Source organism: Limnothrix sp. FACHB-1083 (assembly GCF_014696485.1).
Taxonomy (GTDB): Bacteria; Cyanobacteriota; Cyanobacteriia; order CACIAM-69d; family CACIAM-69d; genus CACIAM-69d.
The window spans coordinates 141,631-167,901 of the sequence record NZ_JACJQD010000008.1 but is presented as its reverse complement, the minus strand read 5'-3'; the positions used below and the strand labels follow the sequence as shown (position 1 = coordinate 167,901).

The following is a 26,271-nucleotide window of genomic DNA, read 5'->3' as shown; positions in this document are numbered from 1 at the left end:
ATCCCAGTTTTTCTGAGAAAGACAGAACCGGGATGGGGTGTGGTTTTTGAGGATTGCGCTGAATCGTGATGCTCGAATGAGGCTCAAAGCTGTCACGGTTAACGGGATTGAGCTTGGCTTGACCGGCACAATACCAAATATGTCGCTCGATTCCGCTCTCGATCCCGCCATCGTTGATCAAGTTTATTGCCTGCTGGGACAGCTTAAGACCCGTGGGCAAATTGTTCGGCATTTGCAGACTTACCACGGGATTGACCGTGAGTTGGCGGGTGAGTATTGGCGGGCCGCCGTGGCTCAATGTCGAGAGGATTTTGAGGGGAGCCTTGAAGACGTGCGCTCATGGATTGCCAACGGACTGATCCAGGCGATCCAAGGCGCGACCGATTCGGAACGGTGGGAAGCGGTGTTTAAAGGCTACGACCTATTGGCGCGGGTGCAAGGCGTGACCTACTCGTACAGCGACATGATCAAAGAGCTGAGCAGCAACGGGTACAGCGTCACCCAATTAGAAATTCCAGGATTGCATGGCCAGCTATCAGCAGACCCTCACTCCCAAGGCTGAATTAATCCTCATCAAGAATGCCCAGAAGGCAGGGGCAATCACCGGACGGGACTGGACGGACTGTGACCCGGTGGTGTTCTTCCGTGAGGCACTTGGGGTTGAACTTACCCCAGACCAGCGGGATATTGTTGATCATGTCATTGCCCGTCCCGTTACCCTCGTACCGTCTTCCCACGGGCAAGGCAAGACCTGGATCGCGGCGATGCTGCTGCTGTGGGGCGTGTTCTGTTGGCGCGGGCTGGTAATTTCCACGGCCCCAACCGCGCGGCAAATGAAGGAACTTTTGTGGCGGTACGTGCGGAAAGCGTGGGATGAACATCGGTCTGTATTGGGTGGCGAGCGTGGCCAGACTTTTCTCAGATTGGATGAAACCGCCCAGGCTTATGGCTTCTCGTCCCGCGACACGAGCGATACGAATTTTCAGGGGATTCACGCCCCCCGGTTGCTCATCATCGCTGATGAAGCTTGTGGTATCAGCCCGGACGTGTGGACGGGTATGGTGTCATGCTTGACGGACTTGGACAATAACCGACTGCTGGCCATCGGCAACCCGACCCGCGCCCAAACGCCCTTTGCTCTCGCCTGTGGCAAAAACCCGCGTGATGTGATTCGGTTGGCGGCATGGCGACATCCGAACGTGGCTCCCTTCTACCAACTCGACTCAGATGGGGTGCATCGCCTCAAGCCGGGATTTCCCGTTGACCCCACGGAACTGGCCAAGTTACCAGCCGCCATACCCGGTGCGATCACCCCAGCATGGATCGAAGCGCGACGGGCTGAATGGGGTGAGTCGTCCCCCCGATGGCAGGCACGGATCGAGGCGACGTTCCCGACGGACGCGGCGCAATCGGTCATCCCGCGCCAATTGTTGGTAGCAGCACGGGCCCGATACGACGCGAACCCAGCGAAGTGGCGTAACCCAAGGGCGGTTAGCCGGTTTGGTCTGGACGTTGGGGATGGTGGTGACGATTCGGCCATGAGTGAATGGAGCGATTCGTTGCTGGTCAAGGTAGATTCGCTACCGGGCAAAGGGGATTGGGAAGACGTACCCAGAGCCGCCCAATGGCTAGCCCGTCAGATTCCGAAGGGCGCGGCCGTGGCCGTTGACCGATCGGGTGTTGGGGCGGGTGCGCTCGGAAACCTACGGCGGGATGGGATTGCGGCCTGTCCGTTCGATTGGGGCGGCGCGGCAACCGACCCGGTGCAATTCCTGAATGCCAAAGCCGAACAGTTCTGGCGATTGCGGATGGCATTTGAAAAGGGTGAGGCTGCCATCGCACCGTTGGGTGATGTTGAGGATCAGTTGTTCACAGAAATGAGCGCGATCTGGTGGGAATTGACCGCCGCCGACAAAATCCGAATCGAGGATAAGGGCAAGACCAGGGCGCGGTTGGGTCGATCACCGAACCTTGCGGATGCCGTTGTGGGCGGGCATTCCGCGCCGAAAGCGGTTGGTCGGATCGTGGCGGGTGTGCGGCCGTGGGGATTGGCTGGGTTTTGAAGTTAACCACCCCCATCCCGCCCCATCCGGCACGATGGAAGCATCCGAGACCTGTTGCCACCCATGCCCCAAGGATTAACCACGCCCAATCGAATTGCTGGATACGAGAACGATCCAAGATATTGGCTCCCGTCCGGCGAAATTCCAATTGAGGATTTGTTATTACGAAATATCCTCAGTTCGGATATTTCAAAATATGATGAAATCCTCAAAGACCCGAACGCTTTAGCGTGTCTTCAAAACCGAATCGGTGCAACACTATCGCGAGAAGTTCGGGTGGTTCCCGCGTCCGAAAAACGAGCGGATAAAAAAGCAGCCGACTTGGTTTCTGAGCAGCTTTTAGGTGTTCGTTGGGCGGGGGCGAAACGAGAATCGGGCGCACCTTCCAGCGTCAACTTCGATCAGTTTTGCTCATCTTTAATGATGGCAATTCTCAGAGGATTCCAGGCGGTAGAGGTCTCATGGCAGAAGGGGCGATCCGGTTGGCAGATTGCGGGGTTCACTCCCATTCCGTCACGCCGAATTAAGTTCGAGTTGGTGACAAAAGACACGCCACGAAATGCTGTCACCCACATGGGATATGCCGTTAAGATTCTGACGCGCGATAAGCCATTCCGAGGGGAGTTTATCACCACGCCCTATCGAATCCTGGTTTACACATTTGATATCGGCGGCGGCTCCAATCCTTACGGGTTAGGGTTAGGCTCTGTCCTTTGGTGGTATTACCAATTCAAAAAGGATTGCCTTAAGGATTGGCTAGTTGCGGTTAGTCGAGCCACGGCTTTGATTAGGGCAATGTTTCCCGCTGGCGTGGGTGAGGGGCATCCCGTGTATGAAGAGGTTAAATCATTTCTTGAGTATTTCGCCCCTGAACATCACCTGATAGCTCCCGATGGCGTGGTGATTGACTTCTTGGAATCAACACGAAATGATCGGGATATTCAGCACACGATGGTTGAATTTCTCGATAATCAGATCGCCCGCGTCATCGGTGGTCAGACCGCTTTAACCAATCAGCAATCAGGCGGTGGCTCCCGCGCTCGGGATGAAGTGGCCGAACGGGTGGCGATGAAGCTAGCCAAGTCCGATTCGGACGCTTTGAGCGGTGCGGCGTTGAATACCCTGGCTGAATGGATCACGCGACTGAATTTCCCATCCGCCCAAGCCCCAACCATCTGGCGTGACTTCGATGATGTCGAGAATCTGACGGAACGGGCGGATCGTGACCAGAAGTTGGCGGCGGCAACCGGCCGGAAGCTTGACCCGGATTACGTTACGGAAATTTACGGGACGGTATTTGCGGAACCTGAGCCGGTCGCTCCCATCCCGCCCGATCCGAATGCCGATCGGCTCAATCCCGAACCCCCTGCCTTCAGCTTGACCGGCAAGTTCGATTCGGTGTTTGACGCGGCCAATATCGAGCTTTTGCAGGCAGAGCAGAAACGGCGTGGTGAGGTCTGGAACTCGATTCAGGGTGCGCCGTATGTCCGGTATGTCCGGGTGCGAGAGGTGCAAAACCCGCGCGAAACCCACACGGCGATGGAGGGCAAAGTTTTCCCGAACGATGCCGCCTTCTGGTCAAAAGCTTGCCCGCCATCAGCCTTTTACTGCGGACACTCCCTAGAGCCGGTCGGGTCGGATTACGACGGGGAAATCACGCCCTTGCCCCAAGATGCTGAGACCCTCCGGCATTTGATCGAATGGGAAGGCTACGACGAAACGAATCGGAAATACTTCGAGTTGGGTGGTGATTGATGAATCCAATTCAGCCATCGATTGCTCAAGATGACCGGACGCAAGCGCTTTGGAAGTTGATCGCGGCATACGCCGATCTGCCTTACTCCAACGCCCTGGTGTACGACTTTGACCGGGTGACGGCCACGGCCATTCCAAGCCTGATCACCCAACTCAGCGCTTCCGAGTTCGTCGTTCCCGAGATGACGGAATCGGAATACCGGGAACTGCTGTGGCGGTCAATCGAGTTGCATCGCACCAAAGGAACCCCGTTTGCAGTGAAGCGGGCCCTTGGGGTCTTAGGGATTTCCAGCGTGGTGATTTCTGAGTGGTGGCAATCCATCCCACGCCGTCAAGTCCACACCTTCAGGGTCGCGATCGATGGCGAGGGATTGCCATCGGGTGATCCGCGATTTGATGTATCCGACCCAGCATTTTGGGCCAAGGCCTATCAGTTGATCGAAGCCGCCAAACCAGCCCGGTCGGGTTTTGAATTGGCCATTGCAACCCGTCCACAGTTGGGCCCGGCTCGGGTCGCGGCATCCAAAAGAGGGACGGTGATTGCCAGGGTTAACGCCGGGATTCCACGCCCAAAGGCAACAATCAGGGCAGCGGCCGGCAAACGACTAACCGCTAGGCTCACGGTCTCGACTCCTAAGATCCCAACCGTGGTCTCGACTCAATCGGGATTGCGGTTGGGTTTCCAGGGCGGCGGCCGGCTTGCTCTCGATTTGCCCGTGACGGGGGTTCCTTAATGCCAGACCAATTCGATATCACCGTCTCCGATCTTGAGACCCTACCCGGCGCTGACCTTCAAGATGGCGACCGGCTTTTGGTGTCGCGTCCGGGCGCGTTCGACAAGACCGTGACTTGGGGCGCGGTGAAGGAAGAGTTGGGGGTTGGGGTTGACCTGACTGCATTGCAGGCGCAAGTGGCGGGCAAGGCCAATGCGATCCACCAACACAGCCCCATCGACATCTTGCAGCGAGGGGAGCCAAACGGTTTCGCCACATTGGACGCGACGGGCAAGATTCCGATCCTTCAGATTCCCGATGGGATTGGGGGCGGATCCGTGGGTGGCATTGAAGATGTGCCGGGGCTGCAAACCGCATTGGACGGGAAAGCGCCGATCACCCACACTCAGGGAATTTCCACGATCACCGGACTCCAGACCGCATTGGATGGAAAAGCGCCGTCCGTCCACTCTCACGTCATTGCTGATGTGACCGGATTGCAGCCCGCCCTTGACGCTCGGGTATTGAGCAGTACGGTAGGGCAACCGTCCGGCGTGGCTTCTCTCGGTTCCGATGGCAAAATCCCGCCCGGTCAAATCCCGTCGCTGGCCATTGGCGAAACGTTCGTGGTGGCTTCCGAAGCGGCAATGCTGGCATTAACCGCCCAGCAGGGGGATGTTGCCCGCCGAACGGATACCGGGCAAACTTTTATCCTTCAGACGGAACCGGCTTCCACCCTTGCCAACTGGGTTCAAATTTCTGCTACCACGTCCGTCTCATCCGTTAATGGCGATATCGGTGATGTGATTCTTACGATCACCGATATTCCAGGCTTGCAGACCGCGCTCGACTCGAAAGCCGCAACCGCTCACGTCCATTCGGGTGCGGATATCACATCCGGGCTAGTCTCGGTCGCACGGCTTGGCGCGGGTACTCCATCGGCAGCGAACTATCTGAGAGGGGATGGCTCATGGGTGGCTCCGAACGTGGCCGCGATTACCGGACTCCAGACCGCGCTAGATGAAAAGCTCGCAACCGCATCCAACGCGGCCTCACAAGGTTTGGTCTTGACGGCAACGGGCGCAACCGCTTGGGAATGGAAACAGCCATCGGGCGGCGGTGGCACTCCAGTCGATGCGAACGGGCATCCCGTGATCGGGGGCGTGGCTCCGGTTGCCGCTGTCGATTGGCGCGGTGGGGTCTCAGAGGTCGTGTCTGGGTTCCCTGCCTTCTCAGGTACAACCAGCGCCTACCGGGCTAACTCACGTCGGCTGTACGTAACCGCCGCAACCGCTCGGCTCCATTACGCTCCCGACGCGGCCGGGCTGTTGGCAGAGGGGCAAATTCGGAATTATTGCGCCTATAACACTTCTGTTACGGGATGGACGGTGGTGAGCGCAACGGTGGCGGCCACATCGGGCGTGAACAATCCCGGTGGTACAGCCGGGGCGGTGCAAGTTGGCTCGACACTCTCAGGCGGATACACCCAACAAAGCGTGGTCTCGGTTCCCACCGAAGGGGCGGGCAACTACGCGGTCTCGGGATTTTTCCGGGCTGGCTCTGCCTCGGTCGTGACCCTGTGGCTGTCAGGCGACAACGGCACGACCTTCTCCCGTTGCGCCTTTGACCTGACCACCGGGATTGCCACGCCCGACAACAGCGCCATCGTGCCCAGCAACATCCGAGTCGAGCGCTACCCGAACGGTTGGTGGTATGTCGGATTTGTCGCAAACCTGGCATCGGTGGCAAATACCCGGATCCGAATTTATCCAGGCGGATTGGCGGGCGCGGTGGGCACGGTGGTGTTTTGGGGTACGCAGATCGCCCCGGCTGGATACGTGCCAAACCTTGGAACCTTGACTACGACGGCAGTTGCAACCAAGGTAATCGACACTCGCAGTTCGACACTTTCAACCCCGCTCACGCCTGCCGATTCAGCTTCAATCTACGCAGAGCTTTATCCCGGTGCGGCGGTTGATGGCTGTTTGTTTGCCTTGGGAGCCACCACAGGCTCAAAGCCCCGGATCGAAATTCGTCGTACCGCGTCCGGCGATGGCGGGCTGATTCGGGCGTTCAACACAGCAGGCGTTCAGGTTTACTCCCAATCGATCACGCTGGGCACGGGGTTGACTCGGATCGCCCTGTCGGCGGGTTCCGATTCGACTTTGATCGCCGTAAACGGTACGACCTTTGCGGTTGCCGCGTCGCTCGATTGGTTGGCGATGACTCGGGTTGCGGTGGGCACGGACATCGACCTACTGAACTCGCCAGCCGGGGCTTTGTTCTTGCGGCTCCTGCTTTACCCGTCTGTGTTTAGCATCGAGAACCTATCGGGTCTGTCGCTGGGCGGGTCTATCGGTGGTGGCTCCGGTGGCTCCGGTGGCGGTGGTAGCGTCACGCTTCCGATTGCCATCTCGGATGTGTCGGGTCTGACCGCTGTGTTGGATGGGAAGCTTGATGATTCGCAGTTAGCCCAACCGTCTGGGGTTGCGTCCCTCGATCCATCCGGGCTAGTGCCAGTGGCTCAACTGCCCATCGTCACCACTTCGATTGCAGGGGCCATGACCGCTGCTGACAAAGCCAAGCTTGACGGGGTGGCCGCAGGCGCGACCGCCAATGCAACGGACGCTCAACTCAGAGATCGCGCAACTCATACCGGAACCCAGGCAATCGCCACGATCACGGGACTCCAAGCCGCGTTGGACGCAAAAGCCGCGTCAGTCCACACCCACATTGCATCTGACATCACATCCGGCACGTTTACCACGGCACGGCTCGGGTCTGGCACGGCTAACGCCGGGGCATATCTCAGGGGGGATTCATCCTGGCAAGCTTTGAACGTTGCCGCTGTCTCAGGATTGCAAGCCGCTCTGGACGCAAAAGCCGCGCTAACCCATACCCACGTCATCTCAGATGTGACTGGGTTGCAGGCGGCTCTGGATGCAAGGGTGCTGACCTCATCCTTGGGTGTCTCGGGTGGCGTGGCGACTCTGGACGGGACGGGCAAAATCCCGAACGCTCAATTGCCCGCGCTGGCCATCACCGAAGTGTTCACGGTGGCATCGGAAGCCGCGATGCTGGCATTGGCCGCCCAGACTGGCGACTTAGCCCGCCGTACCGATGTGAGCCGTACCTTCATCCTCACGGCGGAACCGGCAACGACCCTATCGAACTGGGTTGAATGGCTGATCCCTCCCGATATCGTGACTTCGGTTGCGGGCAAGACCGGGGCGGTGACGCTGGCAATTGCCGACACCGTGGGGCTTCAGGCGGCATTGGATGGGAAATCGGCTCTATCTCACACCCACGCGGCCGCTGATGTCACGTCTGGCGTTTTCGCATCCGCACGGCTCGGAACCGGATCGCCATCGGCGGCGAACTATCTGAGAGGGGATGGGGCATGGGCGGCCATTGCCCAATCCGATGTCACGGGACTGGTGACCGCTCTCTCAGGCAAGCTCGACACGACCGCGCGGGGTGCTGCAAATGGCGTGGCCAGTCTGGACGCATCAACGCTAATCCCATCCGCCCAAATCCCGACCCTGGCCCTCTCGAAGCTTTCGACATCAGGCGCAACAACTGGGCAAGTTGTGACCTTTGATGGGTCGGCAATCGTCTGGAGTACGGCGGCCGGCGGTGGCAACCTGGCTTGGACAGTCCGAATCGCTAACGCCACACTCAGCGCCAATGAGAATTGCGTGGCTGATGGAAGCGTGACCGAACTAACCTTGCCAGCCAGTGCCTCTGGCTCTCACAACGTGATCAACGACACCACGGCGGCGATCACGATTGTGCGCGGTGGAACGGCAACGATATCGGGGATTGCTCGGTCAACAGGCGCGGCAATTGCAGCAACAGATCGGGTTCGGATTTTGCCGGGTCAGCGCGGAGTCTTTATCGCAAGTGGAGGTAACTGGATTGCTCAAGGGTGCGAGCCACCCTCCTTGGTTTTTGCCTACGGCGGAACACCGTTGGCCAATAACCCTCAAAATCCCAACAGCGCTCACGGTCTCTTCCATTGGCTTGGTGGCGGCTCTGGATCCTATGTCAACCCCGTCACTAATGGAGTTGTTATTGCTGCTACTAGCGGTGAGCTGGCGAACACGGTAGCAAACCTTACAGATCGTGTTGCAAGCGGACAAAACGTCCACACTTCCTCCCTTGCGAACTCTTGGCGCGGCTGGCAGTTTCAAAAACAGTTTCGCTGTACTGGTTTCTGGATCCAGCTTGGCGGGATTGGTGGGTCAGACCCTCGCTCTTTTGCCTTGCGAGTAAATACCGGCACTGGACTAAGTAGTGCCACAGAGGTTACCAACTGGACATTGGTACAAAGCTGGACAGGACAATCTCAATTGACGGGGGTAAATAATTATTTTTTCTTCCCCGTCACGACTCCAGTAAGTGGCAATCAATTGGCACTCATTCAAACGGCGGCAAATAGCAACGGCAGTCTTATTTTTGTCTTCCAAGAAATTGAGTTATTTGGGGAGTACGAGCCGTGATCCACAAATTCGCGCACAACGGCTTGACGTTTGAGATTGGGGTTCCTGACGGGATGACTCCATCGGAAGCTCAACACGCTCATCTAATTAATGTCGATTCTGCTTACAGATGGCTCTCATTTCGTCGCGCGTTGCTGTCAACAACCGAGTACCAAAATGCCGTAGCGATTGGGTTAACCTCACCCAATGTTACTCTCGCCATAACGTTATTGGCATCAGCAATTGATGCCTGCTGTTCTTATGGAGCGGAACCCGACGAAGTGATGGCGTTTCTGTCAGCAATTGACCTGCTGAAATTGCAGCTACCTTCACCCGATGGCGACCCAATTCGCTCTCGCCTCGACGCTTTGATTCTGGAGTTTCAGTTATGATCCCAGCCCTCATCACCAACGCAGGCATCACAGCCGCCACCGACGCTCGGATCGCGGGTCTGTCGGTACAGATCGTGGAAATCGCGATCGGTACAGGCACTTACGCCACACCACCCAACGGAACCGAGACCGCGCTCAAGAGCGAGATCGCCCGATTCCCGGTCTCGGACTGGACAGACTCAGGCCCGAATGAGGTGTCGATTGCGGGCTACCTCACAGACCCAGGATTGGAGACCCCGATCACCGAAGTGGGGTGCTTCCTCGATACGGGTGAGCTTTTCGCAATCGCAGCCCGATCAACCCCGCCGCTGCTCTACAAGTCCACTGCCGTCTCCGATCTACTGGTGGAAATCACCCTAGCCCTGTCGGGACTCCCCATCGAAGCGATCACGATCACCGATGACGGCAACGATTTGACCATGCTGTGCGACGTGCCCTGGTTGACCCAGAACACGCTCGATATGACCAAGATCACCATCCTCACGAACCAATCCCTCAAGCTCGCCACCCTTTAAGCCATGCCTAGCACTATCGCCCAACGTTTTGCCGAAAACACTGAAGCCCTCAACACCCTGACGCTCGCGGTGCAATCTGCCATCGCCACATCGTCATCTGTGGGTGGCCGTCCCGTTGATTTGACCGGGTTGGTTGATGGCGTTTTGCTCCAGTACCAAGCCGCTGGGAATAAGTGGGTTGTGATTACCCCGGATACCCTAAAACTGGCTCTCGACTTGCCCGCCAACTTTGCCGTGGACTTGACCGGCGTGGCTGATGGCTACACCTTGGCGTGGGATGCCGCCCAATCCCGTTTCGAGCCAATCCCGCCGTTGGGAAACACCGGGGGCGGTGCAGCCGTGGCCGCCAACATCGCTTCGATTCAGGTGGCAAGCGGCGTGACCAAGACCGTTTCGCTCGGGATTGTGGACACGACCTCGCAGGTTCAGGACGCGGGGGCCTCGACAGTACCCAAGCCGCTGATTCCAGTGCTAACCAGTGACATCTCAGCTAGCCCGATCTTGGTTGGGAGTCGGGACAGGGCGTACAACGTTATTAAACCCGACCGCATTCCTTACTCTGATCAATCAACTTGGCAGATTTTTGATCAAAGCATTGATACGGCGGTTGTGTTATCGCCCTTTTCCTCTACGCCAACATCCTATCCAACTTGGGTGATTGTGAGCTTCGGTAGCCCTACTCGGGTCACGTCTTATTCGGTACAGGTGGCAATCGGCACTTATCCCACTAACTGGACGCTGCAAGGTAAAGATGGGACACTCGCCAACTTTCAAGACGATTCGGGATGGACAACGGTTGACACTCAATCCATTGCAGTCTCAGGTGGAAACGCATGGAAATCTTACGAAACAAAGGTTTTCGCATTGTCAACCGCTCAAACCTATCGCCACTGGCGCTTTCGGATCACGGGCACTAGCGACACCTTGTACGTGCATCCTGTTATTGCTGGCTTCCAACTGTTTGGTGGTGCATCGGCCACCGGCAGCGTGACCGCATCGGTTGCAGCCGGGCCGCAACGGGCGGTCTACGAATCCCGTGTATTTGCCGTCGCTGCTGACGATGATCGGGTGATCGCCACAGTGGGCAGCGATGAAGGTTCGGATCGAATCTTCGCAATCGATTCGACATCGAAAGCAATTACCCAGGACTTTTCGCTGTCGGGCGGTTCGATCTACCAAGTTCAGTACAACCTGCTAGCACCCAACAATGCATTTCTCTACTCGACAGCTACCGAAGCTTCGGGACGGGTCGCGGTACAGGCATCCGAAAACCGCGCCTATGTAGCCGCTGGGTCTCAGATCCTTGAAGTCGCCATCGATGCCCAGACCACAACGGTGATTGACGTTGGCGGGACAAGCTTCATCGAAGGTCTAGCTGTTGTGGGTGGCAAGCTCTACGCGGTTGACCGCGCCAACAACCGAGTGGCGGTGATCGACCGGGCAACGCGCACTCAGACCACGACGGTCACGGTCGGCAGTAGTCCGATCGGCATCGATTTTGACTCAGTGCAGCAAACCCTGTTTGTGGCTAACTCAGGCAGCAACAACGTGACCCTGATTTCATCCGTCACCGATACCCCGATTACCACCGTGGCGGTCGGGTCGTTCCCGATTGGGGTTGGGGTTGATTCGGTCTTGGGTCGGGCTGTTGTAGCCAACCGGGGTTCAGGGAACGTGACGATCCTCAACACCATCTCAGGTGCGGCGGTCGGGTCGGTGGCCATCGGGACTACGGCGCGTCCGGTGTCAGTGGCGATTGACTCTGCCAATGGTCGGGCGTTTGTGGCCTGTGAGGGCTATCACCAATTGGTGGCGATCCGATTGAGTGACAACCAACGGGTGGCCCGCATCCCGGTTGCCCCCGAACCCATCTCAGCGACGTTCGTTGCGGCAACCTCTGAGGTTTACGTGGCCTCTCGGGATGGGGCAATTTCCGTGGTCAAATCGTTGGCAGGCTAACCATGTCTCTCTCATTCACGATTGACGGCCCGGCCCTAACCGACCTTCAGCGCATCCGATCCAAGCTGCATGACCTATCGGAGCTGGTCACCCAATTGGGTGAGATGCAACACCAGATGACGATGGAGGATTATTCGAGCCAAGTCAGTCCCGATGGAGCCGGATGGGTTGGCGGGCCCAACTACCACGGGTTGGTGGAATCGGGGGCGATGCAAGGCGGGATTACCCTATCGACAGGGGGCAACACCGCCACGATCACCGCGTCCGATTTCAAGTCGCCGTTCCACAATTTCGGAACATCTCGCGGCATCCCACCCCGCCCCTTCATCGGCATCGGGGCCCGGCATGAGGCAAAACTGAAAGAGACGGCAGAGCAGTGGCTTCAGTCGTTGCTCGGTTAGAACTCAGGGAACAGCTCACTCACCCCCATCCCGGCTACACGAGCTAAAGCCTGACGTTCCCAGTGGGTTGGCGCGTCCTGTTTTCGCAAGATTGAGACCAATCGTGCGTAATCCAGTCCAGACAAACTTGCAAGCGGGGCATAATCAATCCGCCCCAACTGCCGTAAGTCTTGATACCAGCGGATCAGGGTTTCGGCCACGGTGTGGTACTCAGGGAACGCCTCACCCAATGGCAGATTCAGCGCTGTCGAGACCGCCCTTTGCAACCGGAGTGAAGGATACTCACGCCCCTTGATCGCCGCATTTAGATGCTGCGGGGTCAGCTTGACCCCACAGGACACAAAAACCGTGTAACACAAATCAATCTGGGTCAAACCCCGTTCCTTGAGGATTGCCTGCAATCGCTCACAAGGGACGGGGTTTTTGGTGGATTGAGGCATGGGATCGACCAAATAAAGAAAACTCGACAGCCCCTATCTTACTGATTGCCTTTGTGACAAAAGCGCTTTAACCCCATCGCCCCAAGCCCTTGAGGTGATGGCTCTTGGGTGGTTTAACCCGCAATCTTTGGGGACTCTCCTAGGGTGGGATCAGTAGTTTTGATCGGGCCATGCAAGAGATCGAGGTTTTCGCGGTCGGCAATCACACCGATTCAGCGGGGCGAGCAAGAGAGTACGTCCCTGCCGAAGTCAGCGAGATTGCTGATCAGGACTTGGCAGCGGCTCCGGTTCCGTTGGTGGCGGGTCACCCTGCTACTGACGATCCGGCGTTGGGATGGGTGGAAGCAATCAAGTTGAAAGGCTCAAAACTGTTTGTGTCCTACGACCCAGACAAGCTAGCTCCCGGAATCCGTGAGTTTTTGTCGGCTCCATTCAAGCCGTTTCGCCGGGTCTCGGTTCGGCTCTGGCATCCCGATCACCCATCGAATCCCAGGCCGGGGAAATGGGGATTGGCCCATGTTGGGCTGTTGGGTGCAACCGCGCCCGCCATTCCCCTGACTCCAGCCTTTGAGTCTGAAGAAGACTCGCACCTTTACACCTATACCGCCATGCCTGAAACCCCTACCGTCCCGACTGAAGGCGCGGTGATCGAGCCGACTGAAACGCCGGTCGCACCCGAACCCAAAGCCCCTGACTTTTCCAGTTCTCCCGAGTTTGCCGCCATGCAGTCTCGCTTGACTGAATTGGAGCGGAAAAATCAGGCGCTGGCCCTGGAAAACGCAGCCACCCAACACCGACTGAAGCTCTCGGAACTCGAACGGCAATTTGACGCGGCCGCATCGACCCGTCCCGAATTGGTGGCTCACAAGGCAACTCAGCTAGAGTTCTTGGCGGCCCTGTCCAAAATTCAATCGCCTGAGTTTTCGGCAGGCGGCAAAGACTTGGCGGCATTCCACCTGGACTTTCTCGCATCGGCATTTTCTGAGCATGACCTAACCGCTCCGGTGGTTCCCGCTGAGGAGCCGGTGGCAATCGCCCCGGATTTCAATGCCCCGCCTGGGATGTCTGTTGACCCTGATGCTTACGCCTTGCACCAAAAAGTGCTGGCTTATGCGGCTGAAAACAATGTTGACTATGTGACCGCACTGGGCGCGGTAGGGGGCAAGTAATGGCTGGAATTTTCCCGGAACAGCATCCCGAAGATGTTTTGACTGTTGTGGCCACGGAGCCGATCAAGCAATTCACATTTGTGGACGTTCAGTCGGGTCGGGTAGGCACGTCCGCAACTCAGCAGTTAGGGATTGCCCAGCATGACGCGCTACCTAGTGAAGCGGTGACGGTGGCGACCGGTGGGCTTTGTGCCGTCCGGGTGCAATCGGGCTTCAACTTTGCCGACGCGGGCGCGGCGGTCGCACCCCGGTACAAATTCTCGGGCACGATGGCAGCGCAATTCGTCTCTCCTGGTACGTCCGGGCTGGCTGTAGCTGGTACAGCGGGCGCGTTCCGACTGTCTCAAAACGAGTGGGCAGCACCCCCATCCGCAACCAATCCTCAGCTCACCAACATCGTTATTTTCTAGGACGGGACTGCTATGCCAATGAACCTACGCGACCGCCGAATCGGGATTGACCCGGTTCTGACCACGATCACCCAAGGATTCAAAAACGCTTCCTTGGTTGGGACGGCAATTTGTCCCATCGTGGAATCGCCAACCCGCTCGGGCAAGGTGATCAAGTTTGGTAAGGAAGGCTTCGCAACCTACAACACGCTACGTTCCCCACGGGGTACGACTCGACGGATTGAGTGGGGGTATGAAGCCGACCCTTACGAAATTCCGCAACACAGCCTGGAGCACTTGGCCGATCTCACGGAAATCTCCGAAACCGAATCGCGAGTGGGACTCAACTATGAGCGCACGACGATGCTGTCGTTGATGGGCAGTCACGCCTTGGCACTGGAGAAGGAAATCGCAGAGACAGTGGCCGACCCTGCCAACTACGACTCGAACCACAAAACCGTTCTCACGGGCAACGACAAATGGTCGGTGGGTGAGGGTGCGAGCCGTTCCCGCCCGTTTCGGCAGGTCAAGGATTGGGCCCAAGAAATCCGCCGATCTATCGGGACAAAACCCAACACCCTGCTACTTGGCTCCGAAGTTTGGGACGCGCTGGACGATCACGAGGATATCCGTGATCGACTGAAGCACACCTCTTCCGAAACGCTGACCACCGAAATGCTGGCCCGGATGTGGGGGTTGAGTCAGGTCATCATCGCTGAGGCGGTGCATTTGGATGACGGCGCTGAAAATGCTGAATTGACCGATATGGCCTGGGCAAAATCGGCAATCCTGGCATACGTCAATCCCAACGCGATCACGCGCGGCACGGTCAGCTACACACCCTCTGTTGACGTGAGTCGGGCGGAACCCAGCGCGTTCTATACCTACGTTTTGCAAGGGATGCCGGCCGCCGAAACTCCTTACGAGGTTCGAGACCGAAAGTCTGTCGTCTACGGCGTGAACTACGACCGTCAGGTTGAAGTGACCGGGATGGGCGCGGCCTTCTTGGCTCAGGAGGTGATTTAAGTGCTGTACGAATTGCTCGTATCCGTGACGATTGACGGAAAACGGCGGCAACCGGGCGAAATTGTGACCTTGCCTCAAGGGGCTGTCGAAACCTTTATTAATCGGGGTTACGCCAAAGCCGTGCAACCAACCCCACCGCCCGACACCCGACCGGAACCACCCAAGCCGGAAACCCCTAAACCCCGTCGCAAGACCGAACCCGAACCGGACGAACCATGATCCGCCGCAGCCTTGTAGTCACTTTTGCCAGCGTCCGCTTAGAGTTGCCTGATCAGTGGCTTTGGAGTCTCAGGGTTTCCGCCCTGACTTCGCAGCTCACGGCCGGCCGTGACTACGAATACGACGCTGATGAGGGTGAGGTAAGGACGCTACCGCTTGGACGGGTCAAGCCGCTGTCGATTGTGCTGGCCACCTACTCACCCGCTACAGGGTTGCCAGTGGTACAGGCTCCAATCGCGATCAATCAAGACGGGGTGGGCTATCTCCCTCAAGGCTTGACCGATCTGATTCTTCAGGCGGCCAGCCCACCGGACTTTGATCGAGGCATCGATTACGAAGTCGATTTGCAGCATGGCCTGTTGACTTGGGTGGCGACGGGGCGGATCGATCCTACTGAGTCCGTCCGGGTTTCCTACCACGCTTTTGGTAAGGCGCACCTGGAAACAGATGCCCCCGATTACTCGGATTACTATGCCACGCCCGATGATTTTGTCCGTACCTACGGATACGAAGAGACGATCCGGCTCACCCAAAACGGCAACGGCGAAGGGCGGGATTTAAAGACCGAACCTGATTGGGGCAAGTTGGCGGCGCACCTTGAGCAGGCAACGGCCGTGATCAACTCAGCAGCCGGCCCCTATCTGGAGTGGAACGCGCTCACCACGTCCGAATACGACTCACGCAAATGGATCGCCCTTTCGTTCGCCCGCTACCATCTTGACCCTCATCAGGGAGAGGACGTTTGGAAGCAAGCGGATTTAGCCTTATCCCGATTGCGGCAAAAAGGTTCAGAGGGCGGTGGTGTGTTGCCCCCTGAAAGCGGTACGGGTCTTGACAGCCGGTACATTTCCTACGGTGTCGCGCCGCAAGCCTTTACTCAGGAGCGGTTGCGGCAATGGTGAGTTGGATCGCGCAACAACGGGCCGCCATCATCGAACGCTTGCGGGTTCCGTTCGAGCCTTACGGGGTTGAGCCCAAAGAGCCAAACCCGTTAGCAGAAGCGGACGTGGCTAAGGGGAGCTTCAGGGGTTACGCCTGGGTGGGGCTGGAACGGGTGACGTGGCAAGCATCCGAAGGTAGGCCAACCCCAACACAGCGAGGCGAGGCACTTTGGACAATCGCCATCGGACACACCACGCTCGAATCCTGTGAGTCCCTGGTGACGATCACCCAAGCACGATTGATTGGGCTGCAAATCCCAACGGCACGGGCCGCCATCGGGTTGGTGCGCTCGGAATACGAGGGAGTTGATCGGGCATCCCGCCGGATTTGGCAGTGGACGGTACAGGTGTCAGTCCCAATTCTGGCTGTTGCCGACAACACCCCGCTCGAACCCGAACCACTGGCCAAGGCGATCACCTTCACTCAGCTCCCAACCCCTCCGATTCAGTTGGATGCAGGCGGGCGGCCGATTGCCCCCGATCCGGCTCCCAGCGACCCGAACGACCCTCAATCGCCACCCCTCAATTCTCACACGCCCAACGCAAATCCCAGCCCACCTCAGCAGCTCATCATCCCGAACAAGACAGAGGACTAAGACATGGCGGCCATTGGCGAATATATTCGTGGCGTTCAATTCGTAGAAATCCCGACCGGCTTGGTTCCGGTGCAAATCACCCGCACCAGCACCATCGGGTTCATCGGCACGGCTCCGATCCACAAGCTGGCTGAAGCGGATCGGAAGATAAACGAGCCGGTGTTGATCGCCAACGACCGTGACGCGGCCCGGTATTTGGGCCCAGCAATCCCCGGTTACTCACTGCCCTACGACGCAAAGGCTCGGGATGACATGGGCGGTGGGCTGATCATCGCCATCAACGTGTTCGATCCCGCGATCCACCTGAACGTGGCCACCCAAACCACGGCATTCACAGGCGACGCGCTCACCTTGGTTGGCACGAAACCGGGTGAGGCAAACATCGACCTGATCAGCCTTGAAGGAACGGCCAACTACTCGGGTTCGTTCCGATTCAAGGGAGCCGACCGAGACACCGTGAGCCGGACGTTTGCCGGTACACCGGGAACGATCACAATCCCGACCGGGGCAACTCTGGTCTCGATCAAGTCGGGCAATACGGTTTACGAGTTGACCACGGATTACACGGTTGCGGACAACGTGATCACGCGCGTGGCCACGGGGGCGATTCCCGCCAATGCAACCGTATCTGTCACCTATGAGGAGGGCGTGGACTCGATCACCTTGCCCCGTCGCGTGACCAAAGTTTTGGCTCCGACCGCCAACACCTACGACACGGGTGAACCGACTGCCGATGTCCTGTCGGTTGAAGGGTTGAACGGCACGGTTTACACCCTGACTACCGATTACACCGTGGCCGCTGGTGTGGTCACCCGGGTGGGTGGCGGTGCAATTCCGTCCGGGGCCCGACTGCGGGTGACCTATACCAAAGTGGAAGTCCAGACTGTCACAAGCCTTGACGGGTTCACGACCTACGCGGAAACGGCTGATTTCACAGTAGAGTCCGGGGTGATTACGCGAGTTCCCACGGGCGGGATTCCCGTCAATGGGGCAATTCGGGTGGCGTACTCTGAGCAAAACGTGGTTTTTGAAGAGTCTCGCGACTACGAAATTAATCCGATTGCTGGCACAATCACGCGGGTTACGACCGGGTTGCAACAGCGGATTGCGTCCGGGGCAACCGTGACCGTCTCGTATGAATATCCGTCTGAGGTCACGTCAGCCGAAATTATTGGCGAAACTTTGGAAGACGGGAGCCGCACAGGCATCCAAGCTTGGCTGGGTTCAACGCAACGGCTTGGGTTCCAACCGATGTTGGTTGCCGCGCCGGGATGGTCAGACCGGATCGAGGTAGCGCAAGCACTTGAGACCTTTGCCGAACGGACGCGGGCGCTTGCGGCAATTGATGCACCCATGGGGCTAACCCCTCAAGAGGCCCTGGAATCACGGGGCGCGGCTGGCCCGGCTGAAAACTTTTTCACCAGTTCCAAGCGGGTTGTTCCCTGCTATCCCCACGTTGAAACCTTCGATGTGGCGACCAATGCCCCGCGCCTTGAACCCTACTCGCGTCGTTGGGTGGCGATGGCCAGCGCAACCGATCTGCGGTTCGGGTACTGGTACAGCCCATCGAACAAGGAACTGAACGGGGTTCAAGGGATGGAGCGGCTGTTGACCTCCATTCACAATGACCCCAACTCAGAGGTCAACCTGCTGACGGGCGCGGGCGTGGCCACGATTTACCGGGATTACGCGACCGGGTTCGTGTCTTGGGGCGCATATTCAGCAGGCTATCCAGCGTCGGCTGAAATCGACAATTTGATCTCAGTGCGGCGCACCCTTGACGTGATGCAGTTCGCACTGGAGCGGGCTTGTCTGATCTACATTGACCAGCCGATCAACACCGTGATCGTCAACGTGCCATCCACGGTGAACGCATTTCTGGATTCCCAGGTTGCCTTGGGCGCAATCGTCTGGGGTCGCTGTTCCTACGACCGGCGGAAAAACCCACCCACTGAGTTAGCCAAGGGGATTCTGCGATTTGATTACGAGGTGACCCCGATGCCGGGGGCCCAACGGATCATCTTTGAGCAGCGGGTTGATATCACGCGCTTGTCTACTTTGGGAGCGTAGTCATGAGGGGATTTGGTGGGGTCTGGCTTTGTGTGCTGCTATCCGCTTCCGGCGTGATCGACAACAATCCCCGAACGGTCGCAACCTACGCGATTTTGGCAGTGACGGGATGGGTGTTACTCCGGGCCCATCAAAAACTTCCAAATGGAATCGTGGTTTGGCAGCACTTTTTGACCGGGACGTTGACCGTGATCGCGCTCTACTCGCTGCTAACTTCTCAGGGGGTGCAATTTGCTGGCTTTAGCTGGATTGCTGGGTCAGTCCTCACACAAACCATTCACTACTATCACCGATGTCCACGCCCCCACCCCCACCGGATTTAGTCCAGACCATACGAGATTACGCTGCTGAAATTGCGGCGGTGTTTGGGGGGTTGGCCCTGATTGTCGGGAAAGCGGCTGAATGGCGTGAGCGCGACCGGGCGCAAAAGCGTGAGTTTTGGGATCTGCAAAGCGAGCGCCTAACGACCCGAGAGCAAAACCTGATCCAGCTTGTCCAAACACCCCTGAACGCCACGATTGATGAACTGCGAAAAGATTTGGATCGAGAGCAATCACGGGTGGCTCGTTTGCAGTCCCAAATCTCAAAGCTGACAGATTTGGCCCGCGTCAATTTCGAGCGAAAGGAGTTTTACAAACACCGCTACAAAGTGACGGGCGCTCAACTGCTGTCTTCTCTGAGACTTTTGGAACGGGCTAGACCCGGACATTTTGAGCGGCAAATTGCCCAGATCGAGTCCGAATTGCAAGGCGATGAAATCTCCCGTTTCAGCCCCCCGCGATTCGATCCAGACCGCCCAACTACTGAGGATCATGAGCGCCGTTAACCCGGACTCAATCAGCTAAACCGATACCCTATTTTTGGAGGTACACCCCATGTCTCGGATCGGCAAAATTGTACGCGCATCGGTGTGGATCGATGGTGAGCTGTTGGATGGGATCGTTGATGAACTGGAGTTGCCAACGCTCGAAACTGAGACCGAAGAGGATGCTTCGCTTGGGTTGATTGGCAAGCCGGAATATCGGCTGAAATTTGAACCTCTCGAATGCACGATCACTTGCACGTCCTACCATCCCGCTCTCGACAAGGCATCCCACGATCACATCGGAACACACGAAATCATCGCCCGCGCCAATGTTGAAATTTATGAAAACGGGGTTCTGGTAGACGAAAAGCCACAGATTGCGACTTTGCGCGGTCGGTTCAAGGAAACACCGGGCGGCGATTTGTCGGGCGGTGAATTGGCTGAATGGGAGTACGTGATGAGCGCGGGTTACTATCAGCGGGTCTACGACGGACAGGAAATTTTAGCGCTCGATATTGCTGCCAACATTTACCGTGTTGATGGGGTTGATTTGCTCGAACGGATGCGAGCCAACTTGGGAATTGGTGGCGGCAACGTATTGGGCAACGTGGCGTAATTTGGATTAACAGGAGTCGAGAGAGATGGCTAAGACGGACGCGACGGATCTGGCACTGGCTGAATTGGGTGTGGGAACTTCGGAACCGCCCAGTCCCGTGACAAAAGGTCATGTTGTTGACCAGATCGAAAAATGTCTTGACGCATTGGATGAGTTGGCAGATGCCGTAAATCCTGACGTTTTGGATAGCGGTGACCAAGTGGTGAAACTGCCATCGGGTCGGGTGGCCAAAATTCGAGAAGGCACGATGGCGGATTTGGAAAAGGCTCAACTTTTATCAGGTGGAAAGCAACAGAAACTCATCCCGTTTCTGATTGCTGAATTGGTGGAAATTGACGGCAAAAAGCTGACTTACGAACAATATCGAGCGCTGCCAATTCGAGAGGGTTCGGTGCTGATGACGGCTGTTGCGGCTCAGTTTCCCGAGGGGGAATCCTAACCCCGTTGCACGTTTTGGCGTTGCTCGAAGCGGGGTTTACCTACTCGGAAGTTCGACAGATGACCCACCGAATCGCCCGGTTTTGGTGGGGACATATTCAGCAACTTGATCAGCTAAAACACCGCGCTATCGAAAAGGCAAAAAACAAGGCGAGACCCAAGCGTGGCTAGCACTTCCCTCACGATCACGATTAATGCTGTCGATCAAGCTTCTGCCAAGATCGACAGCATTTTGTCTAGGTTGGAACGTGCCCAGCGACAGACTGCCAAGGCGACGGATTTGGCGGGCAACGCGGCAAACAATGCAGGCAAGGGGGCAACCCGATTGCAGCGCGGGATGGGGCGAGCCGCTGACGCAATGGCGGGGTTTGATGCCGCTGCAAACCTGATCGGCAGGCCGGTGATCGGGGCGATTGGTGGGAGCCTTCAGGCGTTCCAAGAATTTGAAGACGCGATGGCCGCCGTTCGGAAGACGACGGGATTGAGCAGCAAAGAGACGGCGGTGTTGGGTGACGAGATCAAGGCGATGTCGCGCACCATCCCAATCTCCCAAAAGGGGTTAGCCGACATCGCTGAATCAGCCGGGTCGCTGGGCATCGCTCGGGATGACATCGGTAAGTTCGTGGACACCACGGCCAAGATGTCAACCGCGTTCGACATCGCACCCAAGGAAACCGCCACTCGACTGGGCAAGCTCTCGAACACGTTCGGGTTCATGAACCAACAGACCGGGCGACTTGATTTTGCCCGCGTCCAAAAATTTGGCGACATGATCAACTATCTGGGCAACACGTCGGCCGCGACCGAGGTGGAAATCCTGAACGCAACACAGCGGTTTTCAGGTACGGCCAAGGCCATGCGGATCACCGAGAACGACGCGGCGGGCTTGACCACCACGATGATCAGCCTTGGGATGGCTCCTGAGTCGGCCGCCACTGGGCTTAACTCAATGTTTGCCAGCCTGAACGGATTGAACCGGGCAACACCACGACAGGCGGCGGCCTTGGCGGATTTGGGATTGACCACCCAAGACGTGGCTAAAGCGATGGAGGTTAGCCCGGTCAAGGCGTTCGAGTCGATCCTGAGCAAGGCGGGTGACGCGGGATTGAAAGGGCAAGCGGCATTGGTGGGATTGTTCGGGAAAAACCACGCGCCGAAAGCTGCCCAGCTTGCCCAGAACATGGACGTGTTGGCGGCCACGATGGCGCGAGCCAACGATGTGACAGCGCAACAGGGCGGGATGCAAAAAGAATTTGCAGACCGAATCGACACGATGAAGGCGCGCGTGCAACTGGCCCAAAACGCCATGAACGAATTGGCGATCAACGTGGGTGGTGCGCTGGCCCCAGCGGTCACGTCAGTGTTGGCTCCGATCACGGCAGTGATTCAGGCGATGGCCAGTTTCGCTTCTGCCAATCCTGGCATCACGGCGATGATCGCAACCTTTGCGGCCTTAAGCGCGGGGATCTTGGTTGTGGTAGCAGCGGTGGGAGCCATTGGAGCCGCACTGGCTGGCATCTCAGTTGGCCCTGTCTTGGCAGTGGCGGCTGCAATCACGGCAATCGGAGCGGCGGCGATGGCGCTGAGACCCCAACTATCAGCGCTGTTCACAGGGTTCGGGCAAGGCTTCATGGCAGCGTTCGGGCCGGCACTCGACAACCTCAAGTCCGCATTCTCCCGATTGGGTGAGGCGTTGGCTCCTGCGTTCAACACGATCAAGGCAGCAATCCAATCGGCATTTGGGCCCGGTGCGCTCTCAGGGATCCAAAACTTTGGGCAGATGATCGGAGCGGCATTAGGCGCGGCGGCTGGGTTTGTGGCCAACTTCGTTGCCAACATCGTGAACGCCATCGCAGCGGTCGTTGAGTTCGGGAACGCCATCGCGCAAGCATTCTCGGGGAACTTCGGTGGGCTGGCCAGTATCGGGTCGGGACTGATGAGTGCGATCACCGGAGCACTGGCAGGGTTGCCGGGGCTGGTGATGAGCATGATCTCACCCATCCCAGGGTTATTCATGTCCGTGTTCTCGGGACTGGGTGGAATGATCTCGGGAGCCTTGGCAGGGTTGCCGGGATTGGTGTCGAGCGCGTTCGCTGCCATCCCGTCCGTGATTGCCGGTGTGTTTGGCCCTATTCCGGGATTGCTCGCTGGATTGGTGGCATCGTTCGGGTCGGCATTCTCGGGGCTGGGCGGGATGATCACGGCCGGATTGCAGGGGGCGCTCTCGGGTATCGGCTCGTTTGTGCAGGGCATCCAATCGACGGTGATGAACGTCGTGAACGGCATCAAGTCAGCCTTTGCCAGCCTGTCGGGTGCGATGAATGTCGGTGGCGGCGGTGGCGGTGGGTTCCTAAGCGGGATGCTCTCGGGTGCTCAATCCATGATTCAGGGGCTAATTTCCAGTCTGTCGAGCATTGGCCCGATGCTGCAATCAGCCTTGACCGCTCCCCTAATGGCGATTGGCCCGGCGATCACGGGTATCGTGTCACAGGTGATGATGCTCGGGCCGCAACTGGCTGCATCATTCACGACGGCAATGGCGAGCATTACGACCGGGATGGCGAGCATCGCCACCAACATCGGCACAATTTTCAGCGGCATCGCCACTTCGATCACGCCTGCCATCGCCCAAATTGGCATGGCTTTGACGATGGCGTTCACAACTGCATTCGCACAGGTGGGGGCGCAAGTGGCGGCATTCACCGCGCAACTCGGGGCCGCATTCACAGGCATCACGGCACAAGTGGCCATGTTGGGTTCATCCCTGACGATGGCATTTAGCACCGCGTTCATGGGTGTTCAGATGCAAGTGATGATGCTGTCGGCCACCATGACGATGGCGTTCGCATCGATCACGGCGCAAGCGACCGCGTTCGGTGCGTCCTTGTCGGCTTCGCTCACGTCCTCAATGGCAGCGGCTCAAGCGGCCATGGCGGCGGCAATCACAGGAATCCAGGCGCAATTAGCCCAACTGCCGGCCATCGCGTCGGCAGCCGGTGCTCAGATCGCGGCGGCGTTTCAAGCCATGGCCGGTTCAATGCAGGCGGCCGGGATGGCGATGATGTCGAATCTAGCGGCGGGCATCACGGCGGGCATCGGTCAAGCGGTGGCGGCCGCATCAGCAGCAGCGGCGGCCGTCCGGGGTGCGTTCCCAGGCTCCTACGCAAAATATGGCCCGTTCTCCAAATCCCAGTTTGGGGGAGCCGGGCCGGGGCTGCTGGATGTGTTCACGACGGGACTGCAAAGGGCGGCGGTCGGATACCAGGGCACGATTGGCGGCGCACTCAATCCGATGGTGGGTGGGATGGGATTACAACCGGCTCCGATGCCGATCGGCCCAATGGCGACGGGAGCCACCCAACCGGCAACCTCGCCATCGGCATCCAGCGTGTTTAACTTCTCACCGACCATCAATGTCGGATCGGATGGGGCCGCGGCCGCCGTGGGTGGCGTGTTGGCCGCGGAACGGGAGAAGTTCTTCGCGATGATTCAGGAATACGAGGCACGAAAGCAGCGATTGAGTTATGGCTAATCAACTTTCAGGGCCAGCATTTTATTGTCCACTCGATAATCGCCAGAGCCAGGGGCTAGCTCATACCGCACGGCCAACACCGTGCCACCGCCAATCGGATAGGCCCGGTTCAAGACCTTGATCTCACCCGTTGGGCCCGGCTCGGTTGATCGTTGATCGCCACCGCCCTTCACTCCAATCCGAAACTCAGCATCATCCAAGCTGAGTCCGGGGGTGACGGACTGCCAAATCTGGATTTCAGGGGGCGGGCTGGCAACAGGAGCCGGATTGACCGGGCGGGAGCCGGATTGCCCGATTCCAGCCAATCCGGCTCCCGCAACAAAGGCAATGGTGCATCCGATCCAGGGGTTCATGGCAGTAGCTCCGAAGTGCGGTACTCAATCCTTCGCAACATCTCCCCCAAACCCGCAAGCTCATGAAAGATTCCGCATATTTGCTGATTGGCGATCTATCGTTCCCCGTCCGGTCGGGCATCTCAGGGATTCGGACGGCAGCGAAATGGACGTTCCCAACTCACGACCGGGTGGCTCGACAGCAGGCTATGCAGGCTTGCGGGTCTGAATTGGAGAGCCTTGACCTGACCATTGACCTCCACATTGACCAGGGGCAAATCGAACCCCGATTGACGGCGATCCGTGAAGCGGCCTCCCAACAGCAATCCCTTGACCTGGTGTACGGCCAAGGGATTTGGAACGGGAAATATGTGATCGAGTCGCTGAGTGTGGACGTGAAACAGACGATGGGCGATGGAACCCTTTGGGCGGTGTCGGTGGATTTATCCCTGAAGGGGTCAACCAATCCTGACCCGGCCCCATCAGCATCTCTCTCGGAAGCGTTCAACTTTTCCCCGTTCCAGCAGTCCGCAACCGGGGCGATTGCGGCGGCATTGGCCAAGGCGTTGGGCTAAAGCTCAATCGGATGGATCTTCTGGAGTGATATCTCCATCGATCCGAGAAAGTTTCGCGCAAAGCCCCGCAACCTCACGAATCTCTTGCTGTAAACGACTAATAGCATCAGGATTCGGCTTGGTCTAATTCTTGCCCACGAACGATGCGGTTGGCTCTGGCTCGTAAGTAGGGCGGCGCTCTTGCTTCTGACGGCGATTGGTGTCGGATTCGATGTCATCAGCCAGGGATTGTGCATCTCGAAACATTTGCGACACGGAAGCACTTTGATACTTCGGACTGGCGATCATCGCTTCCAAGAGTCGGGTCAGGATTTCGGCGCGTTGCGATTCGTTCATGACTCGCTTCGCTCCATTCCCATTTTGCAAGCGGCGACTAGGGCCAGCGCTTTGCAAAGCTCCCAACGCCATTCAATCGGCTGATGGTAGTCAACTGGACGGATTGAGCTGATTACTTCAACGGCCGACTCTCGGGAGCCGTTACATAAATCAATCAAGTCCGTCAGCTCTGGGATTTCGTCAATCCCGCGATCAACTTGGTCTACTAAATCTGCAATCAGGGCAGAGTGCTTGGCTTCAAGAGATTCCGCCAGCCCTTGATCGATCCACTGACGGATGAGTCCATTTCGCCGTTCCAGTCCGACTCGATTGGTCAGCGCGTCAATTTGCGCTCGGGTCTGTTCAGTTACTCGCAACTGGAACTGATGTTGATAAACACCACGGGGCGGGCGACTCCCTTGATTTTTGAGGCGGGCGATTTCTTCGGGACGGGGCCGCGATTTGCGACCCGGCTTAGATTCGGACATGGTTCGGTAGGTAGATAAACCGGCCCGTGGCGGGCCGGGAT

Annotated in this window: 26 protein-coding genes; 22 read left to right on the top strand and 4 right to left on the bottom strand. The window is 57.8% G+C overall.

Features of this window, described 5'->3' with window-relative positions:
• The first annotated feature begins 76 nt into the window (after positions 1-76).
• From H6F46_RS12125 to H6F46_RS12085, 9 genes are all read left to right on the top strand, one after another.
• The gene (locus H6F46_RS12125) at positions 77-562 is read left to right on the top strand and encodes a hypothetical protein (RefSeq protein ID WP_190354888.1); all 486 of its coding nucleotides are present in this window, start codon (positions 77-79) and stop codon (positions 560-562) included.
• A complete protein-coding gene (locus tag H6F46_RS12120) occupies positions 525-2,063 on the top strand; it encodes a hypothetical protein (RefSeq protein ID WP_190354889.1) in 1,539 nt (512 codons plus the stop codon). Before H6F46_RS12125 ends, H6F46_RS12120 begins: the two co-directional genes overlap by 38 nt.
• Before the next feature lie 63 nt (positions 2,064-2,126).
• Positions 2,127-3,818, top strand: coding sequence for a DUF935 family protein (locus H6F46_RS12115; RefSeq protein WP_190354890.1), 1,692 nt, complete (start codon positions 2,127-2,129; stop codon positions 3,816-3,818).
• Positions 3,818-4,552: a phage tail protein I gene (locus tag H6F46_RS12110; protein ID WP_190354891.1), complete on the top strand. Its 735-nt coding sequence runs from the start codon at positions 3,818-3,820 to the stop codon at positions 4,550-4,552. The genes H6F46_RS12115 and H6F46_RS12110 overlap by 1 nt, the downstream gene beginning before the upstream one ends.
• Positions 4,552-9,033: a hypothetical protein gene (locus tag H6F46_RS12105; RefSeq protein WP_190354892.1), complete on the top strand. Its 4,482-nt coding sequence runs from the start codon at positions 4,552-4,554 to the stop codon at positions 9,031-9,033. The genes H6F46_RS12110 and H6F46_RS12105 overlap by 1 nt, the downstream gene beginning before the upstream one ends.
• Positions 9,030-9,404, top strand: coding sequence for a hypothetical protein (locus H6F46_RS12100; protein WP_190354893.1), 375 nt, complete (start codon positions 9,030-9,032; stop codon positions 9,402-9,404). Before H6F46_RS12105 ends, H6F46_RS12100 begins: the two co-directional genes overlap by 4 nt.
• Positions 9,401-9,919: a phage tail protein gene (locus H6F46_RS12095; RefSeq protein WP_190354894.1), complete on the top strand. Its 519-nt coding sequence runs from the start codon at positions 9,401-9,403 to the stop codon at positions 9,917-9,919. Before H6F46_RS12100 ends, H6F46_RS12095 begins: the two co-directional genes overlap by 4 nt.
• 3 nt (positions 9,920-9,922) lie before the next feature.
• Complete coding sequence (locus H6F46_RS12090; RefSeq protein WP_190354895.1) at positions 9,923-11,878, top strand: YncE family protein; 1,956 nt, start codon at positions 9,923-9,925, stop codon at positions 11,876-11,878.
• Between the two features lie 2 nt (positions 11,879-11,880).
• Positions 11,881-12,279 (top strand): phage virion morphogenesis protein, encoded by a 399-nt coding sequence (locus tag H6F46_RS12085; RefSeq protein ID WP_190354896.1) that lies wholly within the window; start codon positions 11,881-11,883, stop codon positions 12,277-12,279.
• On the opposite strand, the gene H6F46_RS12080 is transcribed toward H6F46_RS12085, so the two are convergent.
• On the bottom strand, positions 12,276-12,719 hold the full coding sequence (locus H6F46_RS12080; RefSeq protein ID WP_190354897.1) for a helix-turn-helix transcriptional regulator: 444 nt from the start codon (positions 12,717-12,719) through the stop codon (positions 12,276-12,278). The genes H6F46_RS12085 and H6F46_RS12080 overlap by 4 nt on opposite strands.
• A 170-nt stretch (positions 12,720-12,889) precedes the next feature.
• Between H6F46_RS12080 and H6F46_RS12075 the strand changes: the two genes are divergently transcribed.
• The 12 genes from H6F46_RS12075 to H6F46_RS12020 all read left to right on the top strand — a co-directional run bounded on the left by H6F46_RS12075 (position 12,890) and on the right by H6F46_RS12020 (position 24,520).
• Entirely contained in the window at positions 12,890-13,888 is a 999-nt protein-coding gene (locus tag H6F46_RS12075; protein WP_190354898.1) for a hypothetical protein, read from the top strand.
• Positions 13,888-14,298 (top strand): hypothetical protein, encoded by a 411-nt coding sequence (locus H6F46_RS12070; protein WP_190354899.1) that lies wholly within the window; start codon positions 13,888-13,890, stop codon positions 14,296-14,298. The genes H6F46_RS12075 and H6F46_RS12070 overlap by 1 nt, the downstream gene beginning before the upstream one ends.
• 18 nt (positions 14,299-14,316) lie before the next feature.
• The gene (locus H6F46_RS12065; RefSeq protein WP_190354900.1) at positions 14,317-15,303 is read left to right on the top strand and encodes a major capsid protein; all 987 of its coding nucleotides are present in this window, start codon (positions 14,317-14,319) and stop codon (positions 15,301-15,303) included.
• Positions 15,304-15,522 (top strand): hypothetical protein, encoded by a 219-nt coding sequence (locus H6F46_RS12060; protein WP_190354901.1) that lies wholly within the window; start codon positions 15,304-15,306, stop codon positions 15,520-15,522. It abuts the gene before it with no gap.
• Positions 15,519-16,424 (top strand): hypothetical protein, encoded by a 906-nt coding sequence (locus H6F46_RS12055; RefSeq protein WP_190354902.1) that lies wholly within the window; start codon positions 15,519-15,521, stop codon positions 16,422-16,424. Before H6F46_RS12060 ends, H6F46_RS12055 begins: the two co-directional genes overlap by 4 nt.
• Positions 16,418-17,059, top strand: coding sequence for a hypothetical protein (locus H6F46_RS12050; protein WP_190354903.1), 642 nt, complete (start codon positions 16,418-16,420; stop codon positions 17,057-17,059). The genes H6F46_RS12055 and H6F46_RS12050 overlap by 7 nt, the downstream gene beginning before the upstream one ends.
• A 3-nt stretch (positions 17,060-17,062) precedes the next feature.
• Positions 17,063-19,129, top strand: a complete 2,067-nt coding sequence (locus H6F46_RS12045) for a phage tail sheath subtilisin-like domain-containing protein (protein ID WP_190354904.1) — start codon at positions 17,063-17,065, stop codon at positions 19,127-19,129.
• A gap of 2 nt (positions 19,130-19,131) precedes the next feature.
• Positions 19,132-19,452, top strand: coding sequence for a hypothetical protein (locus tag H6F46_RS12040; protein WP_158234297.1), 321 nt, complete (start codon positions 19,132-19,134; stop codon positions 19,450-19,452).
• Positions 19,422-19,955, top strand: coding sequence for a hypothetical protein (locus H6F46_RS12035; protein ID WP_190354905.1), 534 nt, complete (start codon positions 19,422-19,424; stop codon positions 19,953-19,955). Before H6F46_RS12040 ends, H6F46_RS12035 begins: the two co-directional genes overlap by 31 nt.
• 49 nt (positions 19,956-20,004) lie before the next feature.
• Positions 20,005-20,550 (top strand): phage major tail tube protein, encoded by a 546-nt coding sequence (locus H6F46_RS12030; RefSeq protein WP_190354906.1) that lies wholly within the window; start codon positions 20,005-20,007, stop codon positions 20,548-20,550.
• A 25-nt stretch (positions 20,551-20,575) separates the two neighbouring features.
• Entirely contained in the window at positions 20,576-20,989 is a 414-nt protein-coding gene (locus H6F46_RS12025) for a hypothetical protein (RefSeq protein WP_190354907.1), read from the top strand.
• A 162-nt stretch (positions 20,990-21,151) separates the two neighbouring features.
• Positions 21,152-24,520 carry a phage tail tape measure protein gene (locus H6F46_RS12020; protein ID WP_190354908.1) on the top strand — a complete coding sequence of 1,123 codons (3,369 nt, stop codon included), beginning with the start codon at positions 21,152-21,154 and terminating at the stop codon, positions 24,518-24,520.
• Here the strand turns inward: H6F46_RS12020 and H6F46_RS12015 are convergent.
• On the bottom strand, positions 24,517-24,873 hold the full coding sequence (locus H6F46_RS12015; protein WP_190354909.1) for a hypothetical protein: 357 nt from the start codon (positions 24,871-24,873) through the stop codon (positions 24,517-24,519). The two genes, H6F46_RS12020 and H6F46_RS12015, sit on opposite strands and share 4 nt — an antisense overlap.
• A gap of 62 nt (positions 24,874-24,935) precedes the next feature.
• Here H6F46_RS12015 and H6F46_RS12010 point away from each other — a divergent pair, with 62 nt between their 5' ends.
• Positions 24,936-25,427 (top strand): phage tail protein, encoded by a 492-nt coding sequence (locus H6F46_RS12010; RefSeq protein ID WP_190354910.1) that lies wholly within the window; start codon positions 24,936-24,938, stop codon positions 25,425-25,427.
• Between the two features lie 123 nt (positions 25,428-25,550).
• Here H6F46_RS12010 and H6F46_RS12005 read toward each other — a convergent pair whose 3' ends face one another.
• Positions 25,551-25,763 carry a hypothetical protein gene (locus tag H6F46_RS12005; RefSeq protein WP_190354911.1) on the bottom strand — a complete coding sequence of 71 codons (213 nt, stop codon included), beginning with the start codon at positions 25,761-25,763 and terminating at the stop codon, positions 25,551-25,553.
• Positions 25,760-26,230 carry a hypothetical protein gene (locus H6F46_RS12000; protein WP_190354912.1) on the bottom strand — a complete coding sequence of 157 codons (471 nt, stop codon included), beginning with the start codon at positions 26,228-26,230 and terminating at the stop codon, positions 25,760-25,762. Before H6F46_RS12000 ends, H6F46_RS12005 begins: the two co-directional genes overlap by 4 nt.
• Positions 26,231-26,271 lie beyond the last annotated feature (41 nt).

What these genes read in the sequence shown, in the direction of transcription:
- H6F46_RS12125 (WP_190354888.1), top strand. Translation starts at nt 77, where the DNA reads ATGAGGCTCAAAGCTGTCACGGTTAACGGGATTGAGCTTGGCTTGACC.
- H6F46_RS12120 (WP_190354889.1), top strand. Translation starts at nt 525, where the DNA reads ATGGCCAGCTATCAGCAGACCCTCACTCCCAAGGCTGAATTAATCCTC.
- H6F46_RS12115 (WP_190354890.1), top strand. Translation starts at nt 2,127, where the DNA reads ATGCCCCAAGGATTAACCACGCCCAATCGAATTGCTGGATACGAGAAC.
- H6F46_RS12110 (WP_190354891.1), top strand. Translation starts at nt 3,818, where the DNA reads ATGAATCCAATTCAGCCATCGATTGCTCAAGATGACCGGACGCAAGCG.
- H6F46_RS12105 (WP_190354892.1), top strand. Translation starts at nt 4,552, where the DNA reads ATGCCAGACCAATTCGATATCACCGTCTCCGATCTTGAGACCCTACCC.
- H6F46_RS12095 (WP_190354894.1), top strand. Translation starts at nt 9,401, where the DNA reads ATGATCCCAGCCCTCATCACCAACGCAGGCATCACAGCCGCCACCGAC.
- H6F46_RS12090 (WP_190354895.1), top strand. Translation starts at nt 9,923, where the DNA reads ATGCCTAGCACTATCGCCCAACGTTTTGCCGAAAACACTGAAGCCCTC.
- H6F46_RS12085 (WP_190354896.1), top strand. Translation starts at nt 11,881, where the DNA reads ATGTCTCTCTCATTCACGATTGACGGCCCGGCCCTAACCGACCTTCAG.
- H6F46_RS12080 (WP_190354897.1), bottom strand. Translation starts at nt 12,719, where the DNA reads ATGCCTCAATCCACCAAAAACCCCGTCCCTTGTGAGCGATTGCAGGCA.
- H6F46_RS12075 (WP_190354898.1), top strand. Translation starts at nt 12,890, where the DNA reads ATGCAAGAGATCGAGGTTTTCGCGGTCGGCAATCACACCGATTCAGCG.
- H6F46_RS12070 (WP_190354899.1), top strand. Translation starts at nt 13,888, where the DNA reads ATGGCTGGAATTTTCCCGGAACAGCATCCCGAAGATGTTTTGACTGTT.
- H6F46_RS12065 (WP_190354900.1), top strand. Translation starts at nt 14,317, where the DNA reads ATGAACCTACGCGACCGCCGAATCGGGATTGACCCGGTTCTGACCACG.
- H6F46_RS12055 (WP_190354902.1), top strand. Translation starts at nt 15,519, where the DNA reads ATGATCCGCCGCAGCCTTGTAGTCACTTTTGCCAGCGTCCGCTTAGAG.
- H6F46_RS12050 (WP_190354903.1), top strand. Translation starts at nt 16,418, where the DNA reads ATGGTGAGTTGGATCGCGCAACAACGGGCCGCCATCATCGAACGCTTG.
- H6F46_RS12045 (WP_190354904.1), top strand. Translation starts at nt 17,063, where the DNA reads ATGGCGGCCATTGGCGAATATATTCGTGGCGTTCAATTCGTAGAAATC.
- H6F46_RS12040 (WP_158234297.1), top strand. Translation starts at nt 19,132, where the DNA reads ATGAGGGGATTTGGTGGGGTCTGGCTTTGTGTGCTGCTATCCGCTTCC.
- H6F46_RS12035 (WP_190354905.1), top strand. Translation starts at nt 19,422, where the DNA reads ATGTCCACGCCCCCACCCCCACCGGATTTAGTCCAGACCATACGAGAT.
- H6F46_RS12030 (WP_190354906.1), top strand. Translation starts at nt 20,005, where the DNA reads ATGTCTCGGATCGGCAAAATTGTACGCGCATCGGTGTGGATCGATGGT.
- H6F46_RS12025 (WP_190354907.1), top strand. Translation starts at nt 20,576, where the DNA reads ATGGCTAAGACGGACGCGACGGATCTGGCACTGGCTGAATTGGGTGTG.
- H6F46_RS12015 (WP_190354909.1), bottom strand. Translation starts at nt 24,873, where the DNA reads ATGAACCCCTGGATCGGATGCACCATTGCCTTTGTTGCGGGAGCCGGA.
- H6F46_RS12010 (WP_190354910.1), top strand. Translation starts at nt 24,936, where the DNA reads ATGAAAGATTCCGCATATTTGCTGATTGGCGATCTATCGTTCCCCGTC.
- H6F46_RS12005 (WP_190354911.1), bottom strand. Translation starts at nt 25,763, where the DNA reads ATGAACGAATCGCAACGCGCCGAAATCCTGACCCGACTCTTGGAAGCG.
- H6F46_RS12000 (WP_190354912.1), bottom strand. Translation starts at nt 26,230, where the DNA reads ATGTCCGAATCTAAGCCGGGTCGCAAATCGCGGCCCCGTCCCGAAGAA.